We start from the raw sequence: 23,578 nt of genomic DNA on the forward strand, positions 1-23,578 counted from the left end.
TTACGCGGCCTCCCCACCAAGGTTCAGCTCTTGGCCGGGCTTGAGCATCACGTAGGCTTTGCGAACGTTGTCGCGACGGCCATTCGATTTGCCAAAGCGCTTGGCCTTGCCTTTTGTGTTCACCACAGAAACGCCTTGCACTTCCACCTTGAACATCAATTCCACAGCGGCCTTGATTTCGGGCTTGGTAGCGTCTTGCAGCACCTTGAAAGTCACAGCATTGGATTTTTCAGCCACCATGGTTGCCTTTTCAGACACGATGGGAGCAACCAGAACCTGCATCAAACGACCTTCGTCGTACTTGACTTTCGACGTGTTGTTCATACGGGCGCTCATGCGAACATCTCCTTGAGTTTGTCCATGGCGGCCTTGGTCACCAACACCTTGCGGTAGTGCACCAACGACAGGGGATCTGCATAACGAGGCTCAACCACCAGGATGTTCACCAGGTTGCGAGATGCCAAGTACAGGTTTTCATCCACTTCGTCAGCAATCACCAGCACGGATTCAAGGTTCATCGCCTTGAATTTGGCTGCCAAAGGCTTGGTCTTGGGAGAGTCCACCTTGAGGGAGTCAACCACCGCCAGACGGCCTTCGCGGGCCAGCTGAGACAGGATGGAAGCCATACCTGCGCGGTACATCTTCTTGTTGATCTTTTGACCGAAGTTTTCGTCGGGCATGTTCGGGAAAATGCGGCCGCCTCCGCGCCACAGTGGCGAGGAAGTCATACCGGCACGGGCGCGGCCCGTTCCCTTTTGCTTGAACGGCTTCTTGGTCGAGTGCTTGACCTGCTCGCGATCCTTCTGGGCGCGTGTGCCTTGACGGGCATTGGCCTGGAACGCTACCACCACTTGGTGGACGAGGTCTTCGTTGTATTCACGACCAAACACGGTTTCAGGCGCGTCGTATTTCGACGTGGCTTGACCTTGGTCATTCAGGAGTTCGAGCTGCATCAGTTCGCTCCTTTCGCTGCTTTAGCCTTGACTGCGGGACGGACGGTTACAAAACCACCTGCTGCACCGGGGATTGCACCCTTGATCAGCAGCAATTGACGCGCTTCGTCGATGCGGATCACATCGAGGTTCTGCGTGGTTTTGGTGACATCGCCCAAATGGCCCGTCATGCGCTTACCGGGGAACACGCGACCTGGGTCTTGTGCCATACCGATGGAACCGGGAACGTTGTGCGAACGGCTGTTACCGTGCGAAGCACGTTGCGAGCTCATGTTGTGGCGCTTGATGGTACCGGCGTAGCCTTTACCAATGGAGGTGCCTTGCACGTCCACTTTTTGGCCCACAACAAACACATCAGCCACAGGCACAGTCGCACCAGCGGCGTACTTTGCAGCAACGTCAGCAGTAATGCGGAATTCCTGGATGATTTCACCGGCTTCCACACCTGCCTTGGCAAGGTGACCGGCAACTGGCTTGGTCACACGCGAAGCTTTGCGTGCACCGAACGTTACCTGCAAGGCAACGTAGCCATCGTTCTCTTGGGTTTTGACCTGCGTCACGCGGTTGTTGGACACGTCTACCACCGTAACAGGAACTGCATCCCCGTCGTCGGTGAATAGGCGCATCATGCCAACCTTGCGACCCAGCAACCCTAAGTGATTGCTAAGACTCATTGTTTTCTCCGTAACTCCCACCGCTGCAACTTCAATTGGCTACAGCGTTTTTGCGTGAGAGACTGTTAATAAAACTCAGCCCGCGCACAAAAGCACATCGGACAGAGCCAGCGAGTATAGCGCGGGCTTGTGATTCACACAAGCCCCTGCTTTTCCCGCCAGTCAGAAGCCCCGGATTGACATCCGGGGCCACTATTTCTTACTGCAGCTTGATTTCAACGTCCACGCCAGCAGGCAGATCGAGCTTCATCAGCGCGTCAACCGTCTTGTCTGTTGGATCAACGATGTCCATCAGACGCTGGTGTGTACGAATTTCAAACTGGTCGCGACTGGCCTTGTTCACGTGGGGTGAACGCAGGATGTCAAAACGCTTCATGCGGGTTGGCAAAGGCACGGGGCCCTTGACAATCGCACCGGTACGCTTGGCGGTGTCGACGATTTCAGCAGCCGATTGGTCAATCAGCTTGTAGTCAAACGCCTTCAGGCGAATGCGGATTTTTTGCTTGGCAGCCATCGTAATTCCTTAGTTTGTGCGAATTACGCGATGATTTTCGCGACCACGCCAGCGCCGACGGTACGGCCACCTTCGCGGATAGCGAAGCGCAGACCTTCTTCCATGGCGATGGGGTTGATCAGCTTCACAGTGATCGACACGTTGTCACCAGGCATGACCATTTCCTTGCCTTCTGGCAACTCGATCGCACCGGTCACGTCCGTAGTACGGAAGTAGAACTGGGGGCGGTAGTTGTTGAAGAAAGGGGTGTGGCGGCCGCCCTCATCCTTGGACAAGACATAGATCTCGCCAGTGAAGTGGGTGTGGGGCTTGATGGAGCCGGGCTTGCACAGCACTTGGCCGCGCTGCACGTCTTCACGCTTGGTGCCGCGCAACAGGATACCGACGTTGTCGCCAGCTTGGCCTTGGTCCAGCAGCTTGCGGAACATTTCCACGCCGGTGCAGGTGGTCTTCTGGGTGTCAGCGATACCGACGACTTCGATTTCTTCGCCAACCTTGACCACACCGCGCTCGATACGGCCAGTCACCACGGTGCCACGGCCAGAGATGGAGAACACGTCTTCCACGGGCATCAGGAATGCGCCGTCAACAGCACGCTCAGGCAGAGGGATGTAGCTGTCCAGTGCGTCGGCCAGTTTCATGATGGCGCCTTCGCCCAGTTCACCCTTGTCGCCTTCCATGGCGAGTTTGGCAGAGCCGTGGATGATGGGGGTCTTGTCGCCTGGGAAGTCGTACTTGTCGAGGAGTTCGCGAACTTCCATTTCGACCAGCTCCAACAGTTCAGCATCGTCCACCATGTCGCACTTGTTCAGGAACACGATGATGTAGGGCACGCCCACCTGACGAGCCAACAGAATGTGCTCGCGGGTTTGGGGCATAGGGCCGTCAGCAGCAGAGCAGACCAGGATGGCGCCGTCCATTTGGGCAGCGCCAGTGATCATGTTCTTCACATAGTCGGCGTGTCCGGGGCAGTCGACGTGGGCGTAGTGGCGGTTGGCCGTTTCGTATTCCACGTGGGCGGTGTTGATGGTAATACCGCGTGCTTTTTCTTCAGGTGCCGCGTCGATCTGGTCGTACGCCTTGGCAGAGCCGCCAAACTTGGCTGCCAACACGGTGGTGATGGCGGCTGTCAGTGTCGTCTTGCCGTGGTCCACGTGGCCAATCGTGCCTACGTTGACGTGTGGCTTGGTTCGTGTGAATTTTTCTTTACCCATTTTTCAATTCTCCAAAAGAGCTATACCCGTGTGTTGGTTTTATGTCTGCACAGTGTTGCTAGTTCGCTCCGCACGGGCACAGAGCGGCACACTGTCGCAGACAATTCTTCAATCAGTTGAGGACAGAGCCAAAGATCTGCCCCGCAAACCCATTACTTTGCGCGCGCTGCCATGATGGCTTCAGACACGTTACGTGGGGCTTCCGCGTAGTGCTTGAATTCCATCGTGTACGTGGCACGACCTTGCGACATGGAACGCAGGGTGGTGGAGTAGCCAAACATTTCGGACAGGGGCACTTCAGCCTTGATGGCTTTACCGCCACCGACCATGTCGTCCATGCCCTGCACCATGCCGCGGCGGCTGGACAGATCGCCCATCACGTTACCGGCGTAGTCTTCAGGTGTTTCCACTTCCACAGCCATCATGGGCTCCAGAATCACAGGGTTGGCCTTGCGGCAACCTTCCTTGAAACCAAAGATAGCAGCCATCTTGAACGCGTTTTCGTTCGAGTCCACATCGTGGTACGAACCGAAAGTCAAGGTCACCTTGACGTCCACTACGGGGTAGCCAGCCATCACGCCCTGGTTCAAGGCTTCGATCACGCCCTTTTCAACAGCAGGAATGTACTCGCGAGGCACCACGCCGCCCTTGATGGCGTCGACGAACTGGAAGCCCTTGCCGGCTTCGTTGGGTTCAACGGTGAACACCACGTGGCCGTACTGACCCTTACCACCAGACTGGCGCACAAACTTGCCTTCGACATCCACCACTTGCTTACGGATGGTTTCGCGGTAAGCAACCTGGGGCTTGCCCACGTTGGCTTCCACGCCGAATTCGCGCTTCATGCGGTCCACAATGATTTCCAAGTGCAGCTCGCCCTGACCACCAATGATGGTCTGGCCCGACTCTTCGTCGGTCTGCACGCGGAAAGAAGGATCTTCTGCGGCCAAACGGCTCAGAGCAATACCCATTTTTTCCTGGTCAGCCTTGGTCTTGGGCTCTACTGCCTGGCGAATCACCGAGTCAGGGAACACCATGCGTTCCAGCGTGATGACAGCGGAAGGATCACACAGGGTTTCACCGGTGGTCACGTCTTTCAAACCCACGCATGCAGCGATGTCGCCAGCGCGGATTTCATCGACTTCTTCACGGTTGTTGGCGTGCATTTGCACGATACGACCGATACGCTCTTTTTTGCCGCGCACCGCGTTGTAAACGGTGTCGCCCTTTTTCAGAACGCCAGAGTACACACGCACAAATGTCAGCTGGCCCACAAACGGGTCAGTCATCAACTTGAATGCCAAGGCAGCAAACTTTTCGCTGTCGTCAGCCTTACGAGTCACTTCTTTTTCGTCTTCGTCAAAGCCCTTGATGGCCTTCACGTCCAGCGGAGAAGGCATCAGTTCAATGACGGCGTCCAGCATGCGCTGCACACCCTTGTTCTTGAAGGCAGTGCCACACAACATCGGCTGGATTTCGCCAGCGATGGTACGTGTACGCAGACCGGCGGTGATTTCCTCTTCGGTCAGCTCACCCTCTTCCAGGTACTTGTTCATTAGCTCTTCAGACGCTTCGGCCGCAGCTTCCACCATCTTTTCGCGCCACTCTTTGGCGGTAGCCACGAGGTCTGCCGGAATCTCTTCGAAGGTGAACTTCATGCCCTGGGACGCTTCGTCCCAGATGATGGCTTTCATCTTGCGCAGATCAACCACACCGGTGAAGTTTTCTTCAGCGCCGATTGGGATCACGATTGGCACAGGGCTGGCCTTCAGGCGCAGCTTCATCTGCTCCACCACCTTGAAGAAGTTGGCACCGGTACGGTCCATCTTGTTCACAAAGGCCAAACGAGGCACTTTGTACTTGTTCGCCTGGCGCCACACGGTCTCGGACTGGGGCTGCACGCCACCCACAGCGCAGTACACCATGCAAGCGCCGTCCAGCACGCGCATCGAACGCTCGACTTCAATCGTGAAGTCCACGTGCCCGGGGGTGTCAATGATGTTGATGCGGTGCTCGGGGAAGGAAGCATCCATGCCCTTCCAGAAGCAGGTCGTGGCAGCAGACGTGATCGTGATACCACGCTCTTGCTCTTGCTCCATCCAGTCCATGGTGGCCGCACCATCGTGCACTTCACCAATCTTGTGGTTCACACCGGTATAAAACAGAATACGCTCGGTGGTAGTGGTTTTGCCGGCGTCAATGTGCGCAGAAATACCGATGTTGCGGTAGCGCTCAATGGGAGTAGTGCGAGCCATGATGGATCCTTGTTTGATCAAATTCTGTAAACCGCCAACTGCACAGCGCAGCGTGGCGTGCGGCCTTCAAAGTGTGGATGGCCCAGATGACAGCGCCATTGCGCCGCCAGGACCAGCCCGCCACTTGAAAGCCGCGGGGTCCGTTTTTAGAAACGGAAGTGGGAGAAAGCCTTGTTGGCTTCAGCCATGCGGTGCACTTCGTCACGCTTCTTCATGGCGCCGCCACGGCCTTCAGTGGCTTCCAACATTTCGTTGGCCAGGCGCTGGGCCATGGACTTTTCGCCACGCTTGCGGGCGGCTTCCTTGATCCAGCGCATGGACAAAGCCAGGCGACGAACCGGACGCACTTCCACAGGCACCTGGTAGTTGGCACCACCCACGCGGCGGGATTTCACTTCCACCATGGGCTTGACGTTGTTGATAGCGACAGTGAAAGCTTCCACTGGGTCTTTATCAGGGTGCTTCTTGGCGATCAGTTCGAGGGCACCGTAAATGATGCGCTCGGCTACAGCCTTCTTGCCGCCTTCCATGATCACGTTCATGAATTTGGACAGCTCTACATTGCCGAACTTGGGATCCGGCAGGATTTCACGTTTAGGGACTTCGCGACGACGTGGCATTTTTTCACCTCTTTGCTTCAGTTGGCACCTTTGCAGGCACCGCGAGAGTTAATCAATAAGACTCTCACTTACTCGACCCAAACAGCGGGTCACTTCGTTTATCTACTGCGCCACGCAGCAAACAAACACCTCTTATTTTTCGGATCCAAAGCCTTGCAGCGATGGGCCCAGGTCAAATTATTTGGCCTTTGGCTTTTTGGCACCGTACTTGGAGCGAGACTGCTTGCGGTCTTTCACGCCTTGCAAGTCCAGCGAACCGCGGACGATGTGGTAACGCACACCGGGCAAATCCTTGACACGACCGCCGCGAACCAGCACTACGCTGTGTTCTTGCAGGTTGTGGCCTTCACCGCCGATGTAGGAAATGACTTCAAAACCGTTGGTCAAGCGCACTTTGGCGACTTTACGCAGAGCGGAGTTGGGCTTTTTAGGCGTTGTGGTGTACACACGGGTGCACACACCGCGACGCTGCGGAGAGTTCTGCATCGCAGGGCTCTTCGACTTGATGGTCTCGACCTCACGGCCTTGACGCACGAGCTGGTTAATGGTTGGCATTGAAAACGTCCCTAAACGTTTGAAATATTACGAAAACGTGAATCTCTTCGGAATTTCCGAAAAGCCTTCTAATGTACCAGATTGAGGGTTTACACGCAATACATGCGCGGCGGCCGTCAGCGGATCCAGAGGCGAATGCCGTCCCAGGCCCGGCCGAAGATGCCGGCCTGCTCCACCCGGTCAAGCGCCACCAGTGGCACTTCGGCCACAGTTTGCTCACCGGCCAAAACCCGCAACGTGGCCAGTTGCTGGCCTGCCGCTACCGGGGCCACGACGGGTTCATTGCGTACCACTTCAGTTTTGAGGCGGCTGGCCGTACCCGCGGGCACCGCCACGATCAGCGCCTGCTTTTTGCCGACCTTCACCTCGGAAGCACTGCCTTTCCAGACCTTGGGGGTCACCACGGCCTGGTTGGCATCAAACAGCTTGACCGCCTCAAAGGCCGTGTAGCCCCAGTTCAAGAGCTTCTGCGATTCGTTGGCACGGGCGTTTTCGCTGTCGGCCCCCAGCACGATGGACAAAAGGCGGCGGCTGCCAGTCGCAGCGGCAGACCCCGCGGATGCGCCCGCAGAGACCAAATGGGGGAAGTCGCGCTTGGCGGTGGCCACCAAGCAGTAACCCGCGGCATCGGTATGCCCGGTTTTCAGGCCATCCACGGTCGGGTCGCGAAACAACAACAGGTTGCGGTTGCTGTCGTTGGCGGCAGGGGTGCCGGGGTAACGGTACTTCTTGATGGCATAAAAGTGCACATATTCAGGGAAGTCCGACATCAGGCGGGTGGCCAGAATGCTCAGGTCGCGCGCAGTGGTGGTGTGGCCCGCCTCGGTCAGGCCCTCGGGATTCTTGAACCCTGAATTTTTCATGCCCAGCACCTTGGCCTGCTCGTTCATCATCTGAACAAAACGCTCCGCAGTGCCGCCCACGCCTTCGGCCAACGCCATGGTGGCGTCGTTGCCGCTTTGCACAATCATGCCCTTGATCAAATCCTCCACGGGCACCTGCATCTTGGGGTCGATGAACATGCGGGAACCCGGCATCTTCCAGGCACGCTCACTCACCGGCAGGGCCTGTTTGAAGTCAATTTTCTTGCTGCGCAAGGCATCAAACACCAGATAGGCCGTCATCAACTTGGTCAGAGACGCAGGCTCCACCGGCATGTCCATGTCTTTGGAAGCCAGGATCTGATTGGCGGTCACATCCACCAGCAGGTAGGCGCGAGCGGCAATTTCCGGGGGTTGGGGGACTTGGGCGGAGACGGCCAAGCACACAGAGGCCAACAAGGCCGCAATAAAGGATTTCATGGGAGGGAAGAAGAGAGAAAAAAACTTACACGGTGCGCAAATGGCGCGCGACCAGACTGCGCAGAAGCGGCAATTGTCCATGAAAGAAGTGACCGCCCCCGGGCACTACCGTGACCGGCAGGGTTTGTGGCCGTGCCCAGGCCATGGCATCGGCCAAGGGCACGGTGTCGTCGGCCTCGCCGTGCAGCACCAGCGTGCAATCGTGCAGCTCGGGGGCAATCGGCGCCACCGTAAAGCGGCTGGCCGCCGTACCGACTAGCACCACCGCGGCAGGGTCGCGGGCGGCCAAGGCGGCTACGGCATGGCTGGTCACAAAAGCACCAAACGAAAACCCGGCCAGCGCCAACGCGCCCTCGGGCGCACTGTGGGCCACCACCGCCAGCAGGTCCTGCAACTCGCCACGGCCTTCGTCATACGCGCCTTCGCTGGCACCCACACCCCGAAAATTGAACCGCACCGCGCGCCAACCGGACAGCACAAAAGCACGCGCGATGGTTTGCACCACCTTGTTGTCCATGGTGCCGCCAAACAACGGGTGCGGGTGGGCAATCACCGCCGTACCCCGTGGCGCCACACCGTCTGGCGGCAGGTCCAGCAAGGCCTCCAGGGCGCCCGCAGGCCCCGTCAGGCTGAATTTCTGGGTGGATGTATTCATGCAATCACTATCATTTCAATAGCTGCTTGCGCAGTATTCATAAGGGCTAGAGCCCTATTTGACTTAAAATTAGCGCCCCAGGTGGGCCGGCGTCACCAGCCGCTCGACCACCTTGCCGTTTTTGAGGTGGGACTCGACGATCTCGTCAATGTCCTGCAGATCGACAAAGCTGTACCAGACGGCCTCAGGGTAGACCACGGCCACGGGGCCGGCCGCACAACGGTCCAGGCAGCCTGCCTTGTTGACCCGCACCTGGCCCGGGCCGGACAGCCCGGCCGCCTTGACCTGCTGTTTGCAGCGGTCAAAAGCCTCCTGGGCCTGGTACTGGGCGCAGCAGGCCTCGCCATTCTTGCGCTCGTTCAGGCAAAAGAAAATATGCCGCTCGTAATACGAGCTCTGGGGTGCGATGGCTTGGGTCATGGCGGGATTTTAGGTTTCCTCGCTGCGCCGCCCCAGTTGCGCCAGCAAATACACCAGGGCACCGTACGGCCAGAGCCAACCCAACCACTGCGCTAGCCCATGAAAGCGGATGAAACGCCCCTGCTCCCAATGTTGCAAGGTCTGGGCAAAGTACGGACTCTCCGGCGCCTGGTTCAGCACACTGATATAGAGCCCCAAGGCCACCAGTGCCAGGGCCGCACTGCCGCGCCAGGGCATGAACGCCAGCCCCAGTGCCAGCAAGCCCCCTACCAGCAGCCCCCACTGGGCCGGCAAATCCAGCCAGGCCCAAGCATGCAAAGGCCCCCAGCTCAGTGCGGCCGACAGCCCGGTCACAGCCACCGCCAGCAACGCCAACGCGCCCACCAGCACCAAGCGCCGTGCTAGCGGACGCACAATGCAAAACCCCAGCAAACAGGGAATCAGCAGGCCCAGCGCCACACACAACATTTCGGTCCCCGGCGCCAGGGCAGTGAGTTCGGCATCGCGCGCGGGCAGCCAGTGCAGGTAGGGGGTGTCGCTCAGCCACTCGGCCAGCCCCTGTTCCACCCGCTGCAACACCTGGCCCAAGCCCAGCGGCACCGGCGCCGGAAACAACAGCGCCGCTGGCCACAGGGCCAAAAGCACCAGCCCCCCGCGCGAATGCGGCACAAACCAGCGCGCCCGCACCCGGCTCCAGCGGTCAATCGCCCCCCAACGCTCCAGCAACAAGGCACTGCAAGCCCCCACCGCACCGCCCAGGGCATTGAGCAAAAAGTCCTCGCGGGACGGAATGCGGGCTGGCAGGTAACTTTGCAACGCCTCCATCACCAGTGAGAGTAGCGTGGCGACCAACACTGCCCCCACCACCGGGTAGTGGCCGCGCCGGTTGCGCAAGGCCCCCAGGGCCAGGAGCGCGCCCAGAGGCACATACCCCACCACATTCACGCCCACGTCAAACCCGGTCCAGTAACGCGCCATGGGCGCAAACAGAAACTCCCAAGGCGCAATGCCCTGGTCACGCCAGCCCACAAAGGGGTAACAGCTCGCATACACCACCAACCCTGCATACAACCAGGCAAGGGGCCACGCGGCAGATTTGTGCATGCCGTGTACTTGTGACTTTAGAAAGGCTTGACGACCACCAGCACGACGATGGCCGTGAGCATCAGCACCGGAATTTCGTTGAACCAGCGAAACCAGACGTGGCTGCGTTGCAGCGTGCCCGCCTCCAGCTTGCGCAGCAGCGCACCACAGGCATGGTGGTAGCCCAGCACCAAGGCAACAATGAAGAGCTTGGCGTGCATCCAGCCATTACCCGGGCCACGCCCAATGCCATACCCCAGCCAAAGCCAAGCCCCCAGCCCAATGGCGGGCACCGCCAGCAGGGTGGTAAAGCGCAGGAGTTTGCGCGCCATGAGCAGCAAGCGCGCGCGCTCGGCCTCGGAACCGGGTGGCACCAGGGCCAGGTTCACAAAGATGCGGGGAAGGTAGAACAAACCCGCAAACCAGCTGGCTACGAAAACGATGTGGAAGGCTTTAACCCAGAGCATAGGGAAAGTGTAGTCGGGTATGCGTGCTGTCGGAGTCCCCTGAATACGGTGCAAGTTTGCTGTGCTCGCAGAGTGTTTGGGCGCACGCCGCCGTTCGTGTCCCCCGGCCCGTGAGGGGCCTCCTCCTTTACCTCACTTTGGCGTACGCCCAAGCACTCCGCTACGGACTGAATGTCGGTCATGAGACACACCACGCTGGATCAGGCGGGCTGGGCGTTTTGCGTAGGTAAAGGAGGAGGCCGAAGGCCGGGGGACACGGAGCAAAACGCCCAGCCCGCCTGATCCCCGCCAACAATGCCTGCTGTACTGCCGAAGAAGAGGCAAAAAAAACCCCAGCACGTGGGCTGGGGTGGTAAGCCTATTTGCTGTCACACATCAAGGCCCCGCTCAGGGAGGAAAAGCGGGGGATAGCAAGCTATCCGGAGTGGAATTTAGCAATGTTGCGGCCGTGTGACAAGCACTTTTTTGTAAATCCTCCTCAAGCACTGCGGTATTGGGCGAATCTGACCTTCTGGTCAGCGCACGGGCATGTTGTAGGAATCAGGCACAATTTTCCCCATGACCGCCTACGCCCCCTTTCCCCTTGGCCGCCCGCGCCGCCTGCGCCGCGACAGCTTCACCCGCAACCTAGTGCGTGAAAACGCCCTCACCGCGCACGACCTGATCTACCCGGTGTTTGTCGTGGATGGAAAACAGCAACGCGTGCCGATTGCCTCCATGCCCGGCGTGGAGCGCCTGAGCCTGGACCTGCTGCTGCCCGTGGCCGAAGAATGCGTCAAGCTGGGGATTCCGGTGATGGCGCTGTTCCCGGTGGTGGACCAGTCGCTCAAGACCTACGACGGCAAGGAGGCGCTGAATGCCGACGGCCTGGTGCCGCGCGTGGTGCGGGCGCTGAAGAAAGAATTTCCTGATCTGGGCGTGATGACCGATGTGGCGCTGGACCCCTTCACCACCCACGGCCAAGACGGCCTGCCGGACACCCGGCCTGAGGAAAACGGCTACATCCTCAACGAGGAAACCGTGGCCCAACTGGTGCAGCAGGCACTCACCCAGGCGCGCGCCGGTGTGGACATCGTGGCGCCCAGCGACATGATGGACGGCCGCATTGGCGCCATCCGCGCCGCGCTGGAGGCCGAAGGCCTGGTGCACACCCGCATCATGGCCTATAGCGCCAAGTACGCCAGCGCCTTCTACGGCCCGTTCCGCGACGCAGTGGGCTCGGCCGGCAACCTGGGCAAGGGCAACAAAAAGGTCTACCAGATGGACCCCGGCAACAGCGACGAAGCCCTGCGCGAAGTGGCCATGGACATTGCCGAGGGCGCCGACATGGTGATGGTCAAACCCGGCATGCCGTATCTGGACGTGGTGCGCCGCGTGAAAGACGAATTCAAGGTGCCCACTTTTGCCTACCAGGTGAGCGGTGAATACGCCATGCTCAAGGCCGCGGCGCAAAACGGCTGGCTGGACCATGACGCCGTGATGCTGGAGAGCCTGCTGGCCTTCAAACGGGCCGGGGCCGATGGGGTGTTGACCTACTTTGCGATTGCCGCCGCCAAGGCCTTGCAAGAATAATGCTACAAAAATAGGAGCTGCTCGCGCATACTCCACGGGCGCCAAAGGCACTTTTCACCCATATTTCGAACATCCATGCGCATCTTCCACATCCAAGCCAACAGCGTGACCGAGGGCCAGAGTCTGGCCGAGCTCGCAGCCCAAGGCATCCCGCCCGAGGGGTATGTGTGGGTGGCGTGTGCGCGGCGCGAATTTGAGGTGGCGCAGGCCGAGGTGCAAGCCATGCTGCAAACGCAGTGCGGTGTGCAGCTGGTGGACCTGCATATTTCGGACCTGATCAACAACCAGCTGCCTTCGCACTACGACTACACCTCACAGTACGACCTACTGGTGTTCCGCCGCCTGGCGGCGGGCAGCCGCCCCACCGATCTGGAGCAACCCGGCCAGCCCCTGAATGTGGCGCCCAAACGCGGTGGCCCGCCCATTCTGCGGCGTATCGACACCAGCCCGGTCGGTTTTGCCGTGTTTGACCGGGTGCTGCTCACAGTGCACCCGACCGACTGCGCCGTGCGCGACGCCTACGCCGCCAAGCTGCTGCAAGCCGCCAGCAGCGAGTCACGCACCGCCGGCGCCCGCCTGCCCACCAGCCCGGCCGACCTGATGCTGCGCATCGTCAACCACATGGTGGACGGCTACTTGGCCCTGCGCAAAGAACTGACTCAGCAGCTGGACCACTGGCAAACCGAACTGCTGAGCCCGCGGGCCCGCTTCAGCAACTGGGGTTCGCTGCTGGACGCACGTATGGCGCTGCACCAGCTCGACGACGTGTGTGAAGAACAACGCTCCGCCGTGCAGGACTGGATCGAGGCCATCAAGACTTGGCCCGAACCCACAAGCCCGGGTGAAGCGCGCGAGCGCGAGCTGCTGCAGGTGCGCAGCCGCGACGTGCTGGAGCACATCGAGCGCGTGGTGCACCATGTGCGCCGGCTGGAGCAGAGTGTGGAAACTGCGGTGCAAATGCACTTCAGCGTGCAGGGCAGCCGCACCAACGACATCATGCGCACGCTGACCGTGCTCACCGCCATCTTTCTGCCCTTGAACCTGATTGCCGGCATCTTCGGCATGAACTTCGACTTCATCCCGCTGCTGCACCAGCAAAGCGGGTTCTGGTGGGCGATTGCCAGCATGGTGCTAACCGCGGTGCTGCTGGCGGTGTTTTTCTGGCGCAAGCGTTACCTGGCACGCTCCGAACGCTGACCCCCAGGGCTGGCGACACCCAGCGGGCAGCGCTACACTGGCTGCGTCGTTGAAAACACCACACACCATGGCTTTGCAGCTGCGTTCCCTGCTCACCCTGATGCTGCTTGCCCTGGCCTTGCAGGGACGTGCAGACACCCTCGCACCCTACCAAATCGTCAGCGGCAACCTGCCCCCGTTCACCGTAGAAGCCGGCCCCAACGCCCCGGGCGCCTTGGGCGTGCTGGTGCGAGAGATGGCCGAACGCCTGGGCGAGGCACCGCCCATCCAGTTCTACCCCTGGACCCGGGCCCTCAGCATGGTGGGCACCCAGCCCCGCACCCTGATCCTGCCACTGACCCGCACGGCCGAGCGGGAAGCCAGCTACCGCTGGCTGGTCAAGCTGTACCGCCAGCAGTTTGTCTTCATCGCATTGCGTGGCACGGCGGTCAACCTAGATACGCTGGATGCCTTGCGCGATCTGCGCATTGCCGTGCTGCGCGGCTCCCCCAATGAGGGGCATCTGCTGGGTCGCAATTTCAAACAGGTCGTACCGGCCAACTCCGTACTGGACATGGCCCGCATGTTGGAACGTGGCATGGCCGACGCCATTTATGGCGGGGATGCCATCAACCTCGCCGTGCTGGCGGAGTACGGCATCCCGCGCGCCCAACTGCAGCTCAGCAAACCACTGGACTATGGGGAAATCTGGTTGGGCGGCTCGCTGGACATCCCGGAGTCCGAAGCCCTGCTGTGGCAAAACGCCATGAAACAGCTGGTGCGGGACGGTGTGGTGCGCCGCACCCTGGCCCGCTACGGCCTGCCGCAGTAACAAGCCCGTCGATTAGCCCTGCAGGTGCTGCGCGAAAAACGCCAGCGTGCGTTCACGTGCCAGCGCGGCCGCGTCGGCGTTGAAGGCCGCCCGGTGGTCGCAGTTGAACCCGTGTTGGGCGTTGTAAATCTCTACCCGCACCCCGGCATGTGCGGCCTGGAAGGCGTGCACCCCCTCCAGCGGAATGGCGTGGTCTTGGTCACCAAAATGGGCCAGCACCGGGCACTGCGGCTGGCGCGCCACCTCGGCCGGTGTGGTCATGCCGCCACCGTAATACGGCACGGCGGCGCGGATGCCAGAGAGCGCACACGCGGCACGCCAAGTCAACAAACCGCCCCAGCAGTAGCCCACCACGCCCACCGGCCCCGCCTCGGCCGCCAAGGTCACCGCGGCCTGCATGTCCTGCAACACGCCGGGCGTGGGCAGCCCCTCCACCGCAGCTTTGAGCCTCACACCCGCCGCCACATCCTCGGGTGTGTAACCCAGCTCCACGCCGGTTTGCACGCGGTGGAAGGTGGAGGGTGCAATGGCCAAGTAACCTTGGGCGGCATACCCATCGGCCACCGCGCGGATATGGGCGTTGATGCCGAAGATCTCCTGCAGCACCACGATGCCGCCGCGGGGCGTGCCTTCTGGGCGAGCCACGTAGGCGGGAAACACGAAGCCATCGGCTGCGGTCAGGTTCACGGTGTCGGTCTTCATTGCGCCACAAACCCGCTGTCTTTGATCAACTTGGCCCAGACCTTGGTGTAAGCCTGCTCGCGTTTGGCCAGTGTGGCCTGGTCCATAAACCCAACGGTCAAGCCCATGGCGGTCAGGCGCTCCTTCACGTCGGGTTGGGTCAATACCTTGGCCAGCGCGTCGGAGAACTTGTCGACGGTCGCCTTGGGCGTGCCCGCCGGGGCAAAGATGCCGTAATACGGCAGGTCTTCAAAACCGGCCAGCCCCAGCTCGGCAAAGGTGGGCACATCGGGCAGGATGGCTTGGCGCGCACCGCCCAGCACGGCAACCACGCGGATCTTGCCGGCCTTGTGGTTTTCAATGAAGTCGGGCACCGAACCGGTACCCGCCGCAATCTGGTTGCCCAGCATGTCGGCCATCATGGGCGCGCTGCCGCGGTAGGGGGCGGACTGCAGATCCAGCCTATATTTCTGGCCAATCACCTTGACCAGAAACTCTGGCGTGGAGGCCGGCGCCGGCACCCCCACCGTGCCCTTGCCCGCACCCTGCGCCTTGACCCAGGCCACGTAGTCGTTGACCGACTTGGCCGGGGTACCGCCCGACACCGCCAGCGCATTCACAAAGGTGGCAAACCCGGCCACCGGCACAAAGTCCTTGGCCGAGTCATACCCCGGGTTCTTCACCACCTGGGGCAGGATGGAGATGGTGTGGTCATGCGAGAGGAACAGCGTGAGGCCGTCCGGCGCGGCCGCCTTCAGCGCCTGCGCGGCCAGTTGCCCACCGGCACCGGCCTTGTTCTCCACCACCACCGGCATGCCGAGCTGGTCCTTGAGCTTGTCGGCCAGCGTGCGGGCAATCGCGTCGGTGCCGCCGCCGGGTGGAAAACCCACCATCAGCCGCACCGGCCCGCTTTGTGCCTGCACCAGACCTGCGGCCAGCAGGGCCGCGACCGACACGGCCAACACGCCTACGCGGCGCAATGTGCCGCCCCAGCCTTGCGAGGAAAAACCCATGGTCAAACTCCTGAAAAACAAGTGATGAAGAAAGGGGAAAGGTAAAACTGCTGTGCTGTCTAGTTGCGTGCGTACGCCACGTGGAAACGCTGCACACCGGGGAACTGGCCCATTTCGGACGCCAGATCAGAAATCGGTGCCATTTTTTTGCGGCTGCGTGCCACGGCTACAAAGTTCCAGGTGAAAGAGCCCTCGTCCATCGAAATAACGATGGTGCCACCGGCAATGTCATACCCCCGGTCATGCGCCATGGTGCGCAGGGCCGCCTCCACCGGTCGGTAACCCGGATCAAACGTAAGGCGGATCGCCACCGCCTGGCGCGACGGCAGCCAGCTCTCCAGCTTGGACACCCAGACCATACAAAACGCGCTGAGCAGCGCCAGCGACATGGCCGCCGCGTACAGGCCTACCCCCACCAGAATGCCAATCACCGACGAGGCCCACAACGAGGCCGCCGTGGTCAGGCCGCTGATGTTGAAGCCCTCTTTCATGATCACACCGGCGCACAAAAAACCAATGCCGGTCAGGATGCCCTGGATGACGCGCGAGAGGTCGCCGTTACTGAACAGCGTGGTGCTCATGCCGCCGTACCAGAAGTTGGAATACCCGCCCATGACGGCCAGCGCCGCCGAGGCCATACACACCAGCCCGTAGGTGCGCATACCCGCCGCACGCCCGTGGTACGAACGCTCGTACCCCACCATCAGCCCCAGCACCAGCGACCCCAGCAGGTGCAGCAGCACAAAGATGTTGGCCTCTACCACCGGGGTGGACCAGTAGGCGGCAAAGGTTTCGGTATTGAGCATGGGCGCAAACATACCCCAAAAACCAGCGCGCTACCATGGCGCCATGCAAGCGATCGCACTCATCACCGGCGCCTCCCGTGGCATTGGCGCAGCCACCGCACTCTCTCTGGCCCAGGCCGGTTACGCCGTGGCTGTGAACTACCGCGACAACTCCCTGGCCGCCGACGAGGTGGTGCGCCAGATCCGCGCCCAAGGTGGCAACGCCATCACCGTGAAGGCCGACGTGGCCGTGGAGGCCGAGGTGCTGGCCATGTTTGCCAAGGTGGATGCCAAGCTGGGCACGCTGACGGCCCTGGTCAACAACGCGGGGGTGGTGGATGTGGCCAGCCGCGTGGAGGCCATGTCGGTGGATCGCATGCAACGCATGCTGGCCACCAATGTGCTGGGCAGCATGGTCTGCGCGCGTGAGGCGGTGCTGCGCATGAGCACCCGCCATGGCGGCAGCGGCGGCGCCATCGTCAACCTCTCCAGCGTGGCAGCCACGCTGGGTTCACCCGGCCAGTACGTGGACTACGCGGCCAGCAAAGGCGCGATTGACAGCTTTACGGTGGGCCTAGCGCGCGAGGTGGCGGCCGAAGGTATACGCGTCAACGCTGTGCGCCCCGGCATCATCGACACCGACATCCACGCCAGCGGCGGCCTGCCAGACCGCGCCCAGCGCCTGGCACCCCAGGTGCCCATGCAACGCCCGGGCACGGCACAGGAGATTGCCAACGCCATCGTCTGGCTGCTCAGCGATGCGGCCAGCTACACCACGGGCGCGATACTGGATGTGGGCGGGGGGCGCTGAGGCCAGGCCACCCGCCTTCAGGGCGAGGGCAGACCAAACAGCCGGGCCCCGTTGTCCCACGCCACCTTGCGCGCTACGGCGGGTGGCAAGTCGCCCAGCCAGCTGCGGTACTCCTGCATCTGCGCTTCGTAGTACTGCCAGCGCGGGTTGATCCAGGTGTCCGACCCCAGCAAAAAACGGTCGGGGTAATCCAGCAAGAGCGCACGCCACTCCGGGCACAACATGGTGCCACCCTGCGCACTGGAACAGGTCAGGCCAGGGCGGTAAGACAGCTCTCCCATGAGCGCCGGGTATTGGGCCAGCAAAGCCCGTACCCGCGCCACGGGTGCGCCGCCTATGCCAGTGTGTGCCCAGATGAGGCGGGTGGCCTGGCCGGCGGAGGGCGTGGCCGCCATCAGCAAATCGATGGCTGCGTCGTCCACATGCGCCAGCACCACCAGGCCGCGTTGGTCGGCCAGCGCCATGAGCTGCTGCGCCACCTTGCCACGCGCGTTGGCACTGTCGTAGAGGTGGAATTCGCCAATGCCGCGGTAGGGGCCGGCGGCGGTGCCACGGGCCAGTTCGGCCTGCACCATGTCAAAAATTGTGGGGTCCTGGAACCAGTTGGCGTAGTCGTCGCGGTTGCGGTACAGGCGCACCAGCGGCACCACGGTGACGCCTGCGGCACGGGTCTGTGCGCCCGCCTCGGTCAGGGCGCGTGTGCCGTCGTTGGGCCGGGAATTGGCCACGATGGCACGCACCCCGCTGCGCTGCATACGCGCCAGCACATCGGGAATCGGGTGGGGCTGCTGCGCCTCCACGTTGTAGTGCAGGTGGGCGTCAAACAGCGGGCCCGTGTAGTCGGCGGCTTGCGCCTGGCCACTGGTGCCCACGGCGAGGCACAGCGCCGCACAACGGGTGCGCCAGGAAAAACGAGGGGGTGATTGCATGGCTGCCTCCGGCCAACAAAGTGTTTATGAGGTGGTGTGCGGGTTTGTAGCGTGTTTTCCCATTCCTTGCAGCGCACGGGTGCAGTACCATGCCGCCACCCTTCCCTCCCCAGGACACGCCGTATGGACCTCAAACCGCTGGTGACCTTGCTGGCCATCGTGAACCCGCTGGCCATCGTGCCCTTTTTCATCCATTACACACAAGGCTTTGACGCCGCCCAGCGGCGCCACACGGTGTGGGTCTCGTCCTTCAGCGCGTTTGTGGTGATTGCCATCAGCGCAGTGGCGGGTCTGCACATCCTGGAGTTTTTTGGCATCTCGCTGGCCAGCTTCCAGGTAGGCGGCGGCATGTTGCTGCTGACCAGTGCGCTCAACATGCTGAACGCCCAGCCCGCCGAGGCCAAGACCAACACCCACGAGCTGGAGGACGGCGCCGAAAAGGCCGCCATGGGCGCCAGCATTGCCGTGGTGCCGCTGACCATTCCGCTGCTCACCGGCCCAGCCACCATGTCCACCGTGGTGATTTATGCCGACAAGGCCAAAACCTTCTGGGCACTCAGCACGCTGGTGGGCTACGGCGTGGTGGTGGCGCTGGCCACGGCGCTGTGTTTCTCGTTGGCCGAACCGATTGCGCGTTTTCTGGGCAAAACCGGCATCAACGTGATGACCCGGCTGATGGGCCTGATTTTGGCGGCGCTGGCGGTGGAGGTGATGACCGACGGGCTGACCAAGCTGTTCCCGGTGCTGGCGGGTTGACCGGGCTGATCCGCCCAACCGCTTAGCCGCTGATGCCGGCGCGGCTCAGAAAGTCCCCCACCAGCTCCAGCCGCAACAGCGGGTTGTCCAGCTGCATCAGGCTTTGCTTGAGCTCGGGCGGCAGCTGCAGCAGCTCGCACCAGCGGTTGGCCACCCAGCCGCAATCATCCAGCCGGTGGGGCGGCAACAGCGCCGCAGGCAACGCGCCACCCCGGGCCTGCAGCTGGGCGATCACGTTCTGCAGGGCCTGCGACACCAGCTGAAGATCGGGCGGCACCGGCGTGGGCACATCGGCGGGCAGGGTTTGCACATCGGCCACCCACAGCCCGTGCTTCAAGCGGCTGCGCTGGGTGATGCGAAAACGCTCGCCGGCCGTGCAGCGCAGCACCATGAGCCCTGGCTGCGGGCTGGAAAACTCGGTAATGGTGGCCAGCGTGCCAATGTCGACAAAAGCCTCATTCGCAAAACCGTCGCCGCTGGGGGCCTGCGGGTCGGCGCGGCGCACCTCGCTGCCCTGGGTGAGCGCCACCACCCCAAACGGCGCACCGGTTTTGTGGCACTTGCCCATCAGGTCCAGGTAACGCACCTCGAAAATCTGCAGCTGCAGGCTGCCACCGGGGTAGAGCACCGTGTTCAGCGGGAACAGCGGCAGTTGGCGCAGGGCAAGCAGCTCGGGCATGGTGGCGTGGCGGGCCTTAGCGGGGTGGCAGGCTGGCCTGGGTTTGCTGCACCCACTGGTCGAGCTGCTGCACGGCGCTGTCCACCGCGGCGGTCAGCGCACGCACGCCACCGGCCGCGTCGGCGCTGGCTGCGGGCTCGCGCAGCACAAAGCTGCGCTGGGCCACCAGGGCGTCGCCACCGTGGGCCGGATGCGACAAGGTGGCACGCAAGCGCAGCACGCCGGCGCTGCTGGCCGCAGCGTCAAACAGCTGGCTGAACTCTTCGAGCTCCAGGCGCAGCGTGAGGGTGCCGGGCGGGGCCAGCACCCCATCGGCCAGGTTGAGCACCGCGCGGCGCTGGCCCAGGGTTTCGCGCACACGCTGGCGCAGCAGTTGGGCCGGGGGCATGCTCCAGCGCGCCTGCGCGTAGGGGCGTAGCTGCTGGGCGTCGCTGTAGCCCAGGCGGTAGACCACGGGCAGGTTGTCCAGCGCGGTGGGCGCATGCACCTCGCCCAGCGCCAGCGTGGGCAGCGGTGCCATGCGGTTGCTGGGCAGCTCTTGCACCAGGCCGGGGCCGAAGTCGTACACCGCCACCGCAGGGCCGCCCTTGGGCAAGGCGCCACAGCCGGCCAGCGTGGCCGCCAAAATCAAGCCAAACAGGGCTCTAGAGCCCATGGAATATGCGCAAACAGCTATCATTTTCATAGCAAACCAGTCTCTCTAGATATCAAGGGGCCGCGGCGGCCGGTGCCACAAAACCGCGCTCGCCCGGGCCCGGCGTGGCGCTGCCCTTGCCCCACAGCAAGGACTGTGGGTTGTCACCCACCGCGTCGGCCGCGCGGCCGACCTGGCGCACGGCGCGGGCAGTGTCATCGGTGGCGCGGTTCAGGCGGGGCAGCAGCTGGGCGTTGACCTGGCGGCTGGTGTGCGCCAGCGACTCGGTGCTCTGGGAAATTTTGTCCAGCGTGCCACCGGGCTCGTTCATGCGGCGCGACATGCGCTGGAACTCGGAGGCCGAGCTGCGCACGGCATCGGCGCTGGCGCCCAGCCGCTCCGAAGTAGCCTGCATGCTTTTGAGCGTGGCATCGGCCTGGGCCACCATACGCGGCAGGTTCATGGCGTCCGCACCACCCTGCGCGCCCAGCACCTGGTCGGCCCGGCGGGCCAGGGTGCTGACGTTGGCGGCGGCCTGGCCCATTTGCTGGATGGCGCCCATCAAGGCTTTCTGGTTCTCTGCGTCCAGCAGGGTGTTGACGCGCCCGCTGGCCTGCTCCATCTGCGTGAGCAGGTTGCCGCCTTGTTCGGTGAAGCGTGCCACCATGCTGGGGCGCATGGGAATGCGGGCCGGTGCGCGGCCGGTGGCGGCCAGCGGCGCGGGGCTTTCGCCTTTGTCGTCCAACTGCACAAAGGCCAGCCCGGTGACACCCTGGAAGCCCAGCGTGGCAAAGGTGGACTGGGTGATGGGGGCCTGCTCATTCACCGCAATGCGCAGCAAGACATTCCCACGCTGCACCGTATCCAGCGCAATGTCGGTCACCCGGCCCACCAGCACGCCCTTGAAGCGTACACCGGCCTGGGGCTGCAGGCCGGTCACGCCCTCGGGGCTGGAGATCTCGAACACCCGTTGCTCGGACGTGTCACGCGTGAGCCAGACGGTCAGTGCCGTGAGCAGCGCCGCCACCACCAGCACAAAAGCACCGGCAGCAAAGGCATGGGATTTGTTTTCCATAGATATCTGTCTTTCTACACGGCATTCGGGGTGGGGTGCAACAGGGCCTGCGCCCGGTGCCCGCGCCCACCTCGGAAAAAGTCATTCACGAAGGGGTGCTCAAAGTCCACCACCTCGCGCGGTGGTGCATCCACCACCACATGTTTGTCCGCCACCACGGCCACCCGGGTGCTGAGCTCAAAAATCGTGTCCAGGTCGTGTGTGACCATCACCACGGTCAGGCCCAGCTCGCGGTGCAGGCTTTGCAGCAGCGCGCAAAAACCGTCGGCACTGTCCGGGTCCAGCCCGGCGGTGGGTTCGTCCAGCAGCAAAAGCGGCGGGTCCATCACCAGTGCGCGCGCCAGCGCCACCCGCTTGACCATGCCCCCCGACAAATCGGCCGGCATCTTGTGCGCGTGGCGGGCGTCCAGCCCCACCATCTGCAGTTTGACCATGGCCACATCGCGCACCAAGTCTGCGGGCAAGGTGCCGAGTTCGCGCAGCGGAAAGGCAATGTTCTCCAGCACGGTAAAGGCCGAAAACAGCGCCCCGTGCTGGAACAGCATGCCCACGCGGCTGGCCGCACCGGCGCGGCCCAGCTCGGTTGCCGGGTGGCCCAGCACGGTCACACTGCCACGCGCCGGTGTTTCCAGCCCCAGCATTTGCCGCAGCAGCACCGTCTTGCCGCTGCCCGATCCGCCCACGATGGAGAGCAGCTCGCCCTGCGCAATCTGCAGGTCCAGGTCTTGGTGGATGACGGTGGGCACGCCCTCGGCGCGGAACACCGACCACAGCTTGTTGATGTCGACCACCCACGGCGCGCTCACAGGCCCACTCCCTTGAACAGCACCGCAAACAGCGCGTCCACCAGAATCACCACCGTGATGGACGTGACCACGGAGGCGGTGGTGCCCTCGCCCAGGCTTTGGGTGTTGGGCTTGACGCGCAGACCGTAGTGGCAGGCAATCAAAGCAATCAGCACCCCAAACACCGTGCTTTTGGCCAGCGCCAGCCAAAGGTTGGCAATCTGCACGGTCTTGGGCAGAGCAGTAATGAAGTAGGCCGGAGTGAGCCCCATAGCCAGGTCGGCCGCCAACATGCCACCCAACAACGCGGCCAGCGTGGTCCAGACCGAGAGCAGCGGCATGGCTACGGCCATAGCCACGGTGCGCGGCATCACCAGCCGAAAGCCCTTGGCAATGCCCAGCACACGCATGGCATCCAGTTCCTCGGTCACGCGCATGACGCCAATTTGGGCCGTGATGGCCGAGCCCGAGCGCCCGGCGATGAGGATGGCGGCGAGCACCGGCCCCAGCTCCCGGATCAGTGACAGGCCCAGGATGTTGACGATGAAGGCGTCGGCGCCAAACTGGCGCAACTGCTGCGACATCAGGTAGGCCAGCACCACCCCAATCAGAAACCCCACCAGCGCGGTGATAGGCATGGCGGTGGCGCCAATGCGGTAGAGATGCCCCGAGATATCGCGCCACGGCGCATGCAGCGGATGGCGCACCAGGCGCAACAGGTCCAGCAGCAGTTGTCCCAGCAGGCGCACCGCGCCAGCCAAGTGCTGGACCATGCCCATGACACGGCGCCCCAGACCCAGGTACACGGCATGCCAGGAATACGGCACGGGCGCAGGCGCAGGTGCGGTGAATTGCGCTACCCGCTCCAGCATCGTGCGTTGTTCGGGCAAAAGTTGCAGCTGTGCGGGCCACTGCTGGCCCCAGGCATTCCACAACAACTGGGCGCCTGTGTGGTCCAGGCGCTGCAGCATACGCAGATCCCAGGCGCTGCCGTCCTTCACTGACTGCAGCAGCCGTGCCGGCAAACCCTGCCACACGGCAGGCACCGCCAGTTGGTCGGCCGTCCAGCGCCCGTGCAACTGCAGCACCGACAGCGATGGCTCGGTGCGCATTTCAAGGCGGGGGGCGGTGTCCTCCAC

27 protein-coding genes are annotated in these 23,578 nt (G+C 62.5%); 5 read left to right on the forward strand and 22 right to left on the reverse strand.

Going from position 1 to position 23,578, the window contains the following annotated elements:
• From rplW to C5F53_RS12660, 13 genes are all read right to left on the reverse strand, one after another.
• Complete coding sequence (gene rplW, locus C5F53_RS12600; RefSeq protein WP_105261719.1) at positions 1-324, reverse strand: 50S ribosomal protein L23; 324 nt, start codon at positions 322-324, stop codon at positions 1-3.
• 8 nt (positions 325-332) lie between these two features.
• Positions 333-953 carry a 50S ribosomal protein L4 gene (rplD, locus tag C5F53_RS12605; RefSeq protein WP_094476239.1) on the reverse strand — a complete coding sequence of 207 codons (621 nt, stop codon included), beginning with the start codon at positions 951-953 and terminating at the stop codon, positions 333-335.
• On the reverse strand, positions 953-1,627 hold the full coding sequence (rplC, locus tag C5F53_RS12610) for a 50S ribosomal protein L3 (RefSeq protein WP_105261720.1): 675 nt from the start codon (positions 1,625-1,627) through the stop codon (positions 953-955). Before rplC ends, rplD begins: the two co-directional genes overlap by 1 nt.
• Positions 1,628-1,826: 199 nt before the next feature.
• Positions 1,827-2,141 carry a 30S ribosomal protein S10 gene (gene rpsJ, locus C5F53_RS12615; protein ID WP_068674876.1) on the reverse strand — a complete coding sequence of 105 codons (315 nt, stop codon included), beginning with the start codon at positions 2,139-2,141 and terminating at the stop codon, positions 1,827-1,829.
• 23 nt (positions 2,142-2,164) lie between these two features.
• Positions 2,165-3,355 (reverse strand): elongation factor Tu, encoded by a 1,191-nt coding sequence (gene tuf / locus C5F53_RS12620; RefSeq protein WP_105261721.1) that lies wholly within the window; start codon positions 3,353-3,355, stop codon positions 2,165-2,167.
• A 152-nt stretch (positions 3,356-3,507) separates the two neighbouring features.
• Positions 3,508-5,610: an elongation factor G gene (gene fusA, locus C5F53_RS12625; RefSeq protein WP_105261722.1), complete on the reverse strand. Its 2,103-nt coding sequence runs from the start codon at positions 5,608-5,610 to the stop codon at positions 3,508-3,510.
• 146 nt (positions 5,611-5,756) lie between these two features.
• A complete protein-coding gene (rpsG, locus tag C5F53_RS12630) occupies positions 5,757-6,230 on the reverse strand; it encodes a 30S ribosomal protein S7 (protein ID WP_105261723.1) in 474 nt (157 codons plus the stop codon).
• 177 nt (positions 6,231-6,407) lie between these two features.
• Entirely contained in the window at positions 6,408-6,785 is a 378-nt protein-coding gene (gene rpsL / locus C5F53_RS12635) for a 30S ribosomal protein S12 (RefSeq protein WP_011466063.1), read from the reverse strand.
• Between the two features lie 116 nt (positions 6,786-6,901).
• Entirely contained in the window at positions 6,902-8,086 is a 1,185-nt protein-coding gene (locus C5F53_RS12640; protein ID WP_201740843.1) for a D-alanyl-D-alanine carboxypeptidase family protein, read from the reverse strand.
• 25 nt (positions 8,087-8,111) lie between these two features.
• Positions 8,112-8,741 carry an alpha/beta hydrolase gene (locus tag C5F53_RS12645; protein ID WP_105261725.1) on the reverse strand — a complete coding sequence of 210 codons (630 nt, stop codon included), beginning with the start codon at positions 8,739-8,741 and terminating at the stop codon, positions 8,112-8,114.
• 69 nt (positions 8,742-8,810) lie between these two features.
• Positions 8,811-9,161 (reverse strand): ferredoxin, encoded by a 351-nt coding sequence (locus C5F53_RS12650; RefSeq protein WP_105261726.1) that lies wholly within the window; start codon positions 9,159-9,161, stop codon positions 8,811-8,813.
• A gap of 9 nt (positions 9,162-9,170) precedes the next feature.
• A complete protein-coding gene (locus C5F53_RS12655) occupies positions 9,171-10,265 on the reverse strand; it encodes a VanZ family protein (protein WP_105261727.1) in 1,095 nt (364 codons plus the stop codon).
• Positions 10,266-10,282: 17 nt separating this feature from the next.
• On the reverse strand, positions 10,283-10,711 hold the full coding sequence (locus tag C5F53_RS12660; protein ID WP_105261728.1) for a CopD family protein: 429 nt from the start codon (positions 10,709-10,711) through the stop codon (positions 10,283-10,285).
• A gap of 558 nt (positions 10,712-11,269) precedes the next feature.
• On the opposite strand from C5F53_RS12660, the gene hemB reads away from it, so the two are divergent.
• From hemB to C5F53_RS12675, 3 genes are all read left to right on the forward strand, one after another.
• Positions 11,270-12,283 (forward strand): porphobilinogen synthase, encoded by a 1,014-nt coding sequence (hemB, locus tag C5F53_RS12665; RefSeq protein ID WP_105261729.1) that lies wholly within the window; start codon positions 11,270-11,272, stop codon positions 12,281-12,283.
• Positions 12,284-12,358: 75 nt separating this feature from the next.
• Positions 12,359-13,480 carry a magnesium transporter CorA family protein gene (locus C5F53_RS12670; protein ID WP_105261730.1) on the forward strand — a complete coding sequence of 374 codons (1,122 nt, stop codon included), beginning with the start codon at positions 12,359-12,361 and terminating at the stop codon, positions 13,478-13,480.
• 67 nt (positions 13,481-13,547) lie between these two features.
• Positions 13,548-14,291 (forward strand): ABC transporter substrate-binding protein, encoded by a 744-nt coding sequence (locus C5F53_RS12675; protein WP_105261731.1) that lies wholly within the window; start codon positions 13,548-13,550, stop codon positions 14,289-14,291.
• Between the two features lie 12 nt (positions 14,292-14,303).
• On the opposite strand, the gene C5F53_RS12680 is transcribed toward C5F53_RS12675, so the two are convergent.
• From C5F53_RS12680 to C5F53_RS12690, 3 genes are read right to left on the reverse strand one after another with little or no spacing between them, the layout of a single operon-like run.
• On the reverse strand, positions 14,304-14,993 hold the full coding sequence (locus C5F53_RS12680) for a dienelactone hydrolase family protein (RefSeq protein ID WP_105261732.1): 690 nt from the start codon (positions 14,991-14,993) through the stop codon (positions 14,304-14,306).
• Positions 14,990-15,985: a Bug family tripartite tricarboxylate transporter substrate binding protein gene (locus C5F53_RS12685; RefSeq protein ID WP_105261733.1), complete on the reverse strand. Its 996-nt coding sequence runs from the start codon at positions 15,983-15,985 to the stop codon at positions 14,990-14,992. Before C5F53_RS12685 ends, C5F53_RS12680 begins: the two co-directional genes overlap by 4 nt.
• Positions 15,986-16,044: 59 nt before the next feature.
• Positions 16,045-16,803, reverse strand: coding sequence for an MgtC/SapB family protein (locus tag C5F53_RS12690; protein WP_236635359.1), 759 nt, complete (start codon positions 16,801-16,803; stop codon positions 16,045-16,047).
• Between the two features lie 31 nt (positions 16,804-16,834).
• On the opposite strand from C5F53_RS12690, the gene C5F53_RS12695 reads away from it, so the two are divergent.
• Complete coding sequence (locus C5F53_RS12695; protein ID WP_105261938.1) at positions 16,835-17,581, forward strand: SDR family oxidoreductase; 747 nt, start codon at positions 16,835-16,837, stop codon at positions 17,579-17,581.
• Positions 17,582-17,598: 17 nt separating this feature from the next.
• Here the strand turns inward: C5F53_RS12695 and C5F53_RS12700 are convergent, their stop codons facing one another.
• On the reverse strand, positions 17,599-18,510 hold the full coding sequence (locus C5F53_RS12700) for an amidohydrolase family protein (protein ID WP_105261735.1): 912 nt from the start codon (positions 18,508-18,510) through the stop codon (positions 17,599-17,601).
• Between the two features lie 123 nt (positions 18,511-18,633).
• Between C5F53_RS12700 and C5F53_RS12705 the strand changes: the two genes are divergently transcribed.
• Positions 18,634-19,266, forward strand: coding sequence for a MarC family protein (locus C5F53_RS12705; protein WP_105261736.1), 633 nt, complete (start codon positions 18,634-18,636; stop codon positions 19,264-19,266).
• Positions 19,267-19,288: 22 nt separating this feature from the next.
• On the opposite strand, the gene C5F53_RS12710 is transcribed toward C5F53_RS12705, so the two are convergent.
• The 5 genes from C5F53_RS12710 to C5F53_RS12730 are packed head-to-tail and all read right to left on the reverse strand — an operon-like array spanning position 19,289 to position 23,578.
• A complete protein-coding gene (locus C5F53_RS12710; RefSeq protein WP_105261737.1) occupies positions 19,289-19,945 on the reverse strand; it encodes an LON peptidase substrate-binding domain-containing protein in 657 nt (218 codons plus the stop codon).
• Between the two features lie 16 nt (positions 19,946-19,961).
• Positions 19,962-20,600 carry an ABC-type transport auxiliary lipoprotein family protein gene (locus C5F53_RS12715; RefSeq protein ID WP_236635360.1) on the reverse strand — a complete coding sequence of 213 codons (639 nt, stop codon included), beginning with the start codon at positions 20,598-20,600 and terminating at the stop codon, positions 19,962-19,964.
• A 52-nt stretch (positions 20,601-20,652) separates the two neighbouring features.
• Positions 20,653-21,654, reverse strand: coding sequence for an MlaD family protein (locus C5F53_RS12720; protein ID WP_105261738.1), 1,002 nt, complete (start codon positions 21,652-21,654; stop codon positions 20,653-20,655).
• Positions 21,655-21,668: 14 nt separating this feature from the next.
• A complete protein-coding gene (locus C5F53_RS12725) occupies positions 21,669-22,460 on the reverse strand; it encodes an ABC transporter ATP-binding protein (protein ID WP_105261739.1) in 792 nt (263 codons plus the stop codon).
• Positions 22,457-23,578, reverse strand: a complete 1,122-nt coding sequence (locus tag C5F53_RS12730; RefSeq protein ID WP_236635361.1) for an ABC transporter permease — start codon at positions 23,576-23,578, stop codon at positions 22,457-22,459. The genes C5F53_RS12725 and C5F53_RS12730 overlap by 4 nt, the downstream gene beginning before the upstream one ends.

Source organism: Rhodoferax sp. TS-BS-61-7 (genome assembly GCF_002943465.1).
Lineage (GTDB): Bacteria > Pseudomonadota > Gammaproteobacteria > Burkholderiales > Burkholderiaceae_C > Allorhodoferax.

What these genes read in the sequence shown, in the direction of transcription:
- rplW (WP_105261719.1), bottom strand. Translation starts at nt 324, where the DNA reads ATGAACAACACGTCGAAAGTCAAGTACGACGAAGGTCGTTTGATGCAG.
- rplD (WP_094476239.1), bottom strand. Translation starts at nt 953, where the DNA reads ATGCAGCTCGAACTCCTGAATGACCAAGGTCAAGCCACGTCGAAATAC.
- rplC (WP_105261720.1), bottom strand. Translation starts at nt 1,627, where the DNA reads ATGAGTCTTAGCAATCACTTAGGGTTGCTGGGTCGCAAGGTTGGCATG.
- rpsJ (WP_068674876.1), bottom strand. Translation starts at nt 2,141, where the DNA reads ATGGCTGCCAAGCAAAAAATCCGCATTCGCCTGAAGGCGTTTGACTAC.
- tuf (WP_105261721.1), bottom strand. Translation starts at nt 3,355, where the DNA reads ATGGGTAAAGAAAAATTCACACGAACCAAGCCACACGTCAACGTAGGC.
- fusA (WP_105261722.1), bottom strand. Translation starts at nt 5,610, where the DNA reads ATGGCTCGCACTACTCCCATTGAGCGCTACCGCAACATCGGTATTTCT.
- rpsG (WP_105261723.1), bottom strand. Translation starts at nt 6,230, where the DNA reads ATGCCACGTCGTCGCGAAGTCCCTAAACGTGAAATCCTGCCGGATCCC.
- rpsL (WP_011466063.1), bottom strand. Translation starts at nt 6,785, where the DNA reads ATGCCAACCATTAACCAGCTCGTGCGTCAAGGCCGTGAGGTCGAGACC.
- C5F53_RS12640 (WP_201740843.1), bottom strand. Translation starts at nt 8,086, where the DNA reads ATGAAATCCTTTATTGCGGCCTTGTTGGCCTCTGTGTGCTTGGCCGTC.
- C5F53_RS12645 (WP_105261725.1), bottom strand. Translation starts at nt 8,741, where the DNA reads ATGAATACATCCACCCAGAAATTCAGCCTGACGGGGCCTGCGGGCGCC.
- C5F53_RS12650 (WP_105261726.1), bottom strand. Translation starts at nt 9,161, where the DNA reads ATGACCCAAGCCATCGCACCCCAGAGCTCGTATTACGAGCGGCATATT.
- C5F53_RS12655 (WP_105261727.1), bottom strand. Translation starts at nt 10,265, where the DNA reads ATGCACAAATCTGCCGCGTGGCCCCTTGCCTGGTTGTATGCAGGGTTG.
- C5F53_RS12660 (WP_105261728.1), bottom strand. Translation starts at nt 10,711, where the DNA reads ATGCTCTGGGTTAAAGCCTTCCACATCGTTTTCGTAGCCAGCTGGTTT.
- hemB (WP_105261729.1), top strand. Translation starts at nt 11,270, where the DNA reads ATGACCGCCTACGCCCCCTTTCCCCTTGGCCGCCCGCGCCGCCTGCGC.
- C5F53_RS12670 (WP_105261730.1), top strand. Translation starts at nt 12,359, where the DNA reads ATGCGCATCTTCCACATCCAAGCCAACAGCGTGACCGAGGGCCAGAGT.
- C5F53_RS12675 (WP_105261731.1), top strand. Translation starts at nt 13,548, where the DNA reads ATGGCTTTGCAGCTGCGTTCCCTGCTCACCCTGATGCTGCTTGCCCTG.
- C5F53_RS12680 (WP_105261732.1), bottom strand. Translation starts at nt 14,993, where the DNA reads ATGAAGACCGACACCGTGAACCTGACCGCAGCCGATGGCTTCGTGTTT.
- C5F53_RS12685 (WP_105261733.1), bottom strand. Translation starts at nt 15,985, where the DNA reads ATGGGTTTTTCCTCGCAAGGCTGGGGCGGCACATTGCGCCGCGTAGGC.
- C5F53_RS12690 (WP_236635359.1), bottom strand. Translation starts at nt 16,803, where the DNA reads ATGTTTGCGCCCATGCTCAATACCGAAACCTTTGCCGCCTACTGGTCC.
- C5F53_RS12695 (WP_105261938.1), top strand. Translation starts at nt 16,835, where the DNA reads ATGCAAGCGATCGCACTCATCACCGGCGCCTCCCGTGGCATTGGCGCA.
- C5F53_RS12700 (WP_105261735.1), bottom strand. Translation starts at nt 18,510, where the DNA reads ATGCAATCACCCCCTCGTTTTTCCTGGCGCACCCGTTGTGCGGCGCTG.
- C5F53_RS12705 (WP_105261736.1), top strand. Translation starts at nt 18,634, where the DNA reads ATGGACCTCAAACCGCTGGTGACCTTGCTGGCCATCGTGAACCCGCTG.
- C5F53_RS12710 (WP_105261737.1), bottom strand. Translation starts at nt 19,945, where the DNA reads ATGCCCGAGCTGCTTGCCCTGCGCCAACTGCCGCTGTTCCCGCTGAAC.
- C5F53_RS12715 (WP_236635360.1), bottom strand. Translation starts at nt 20,600, where the DNA reads ATGGGCTCTAGAGCCCTGTTTGGCTTGATTTTGGCGGCCACGCTGGCC.
- C5F53_RS12720 (WP_105261738.1), bottom strand. Translation starts at nt 21,654, where the DNA reads ATGGAAAACAAATCCCATGCCTTTGCTGCCGGTGCTTTTGTGCTGGTG.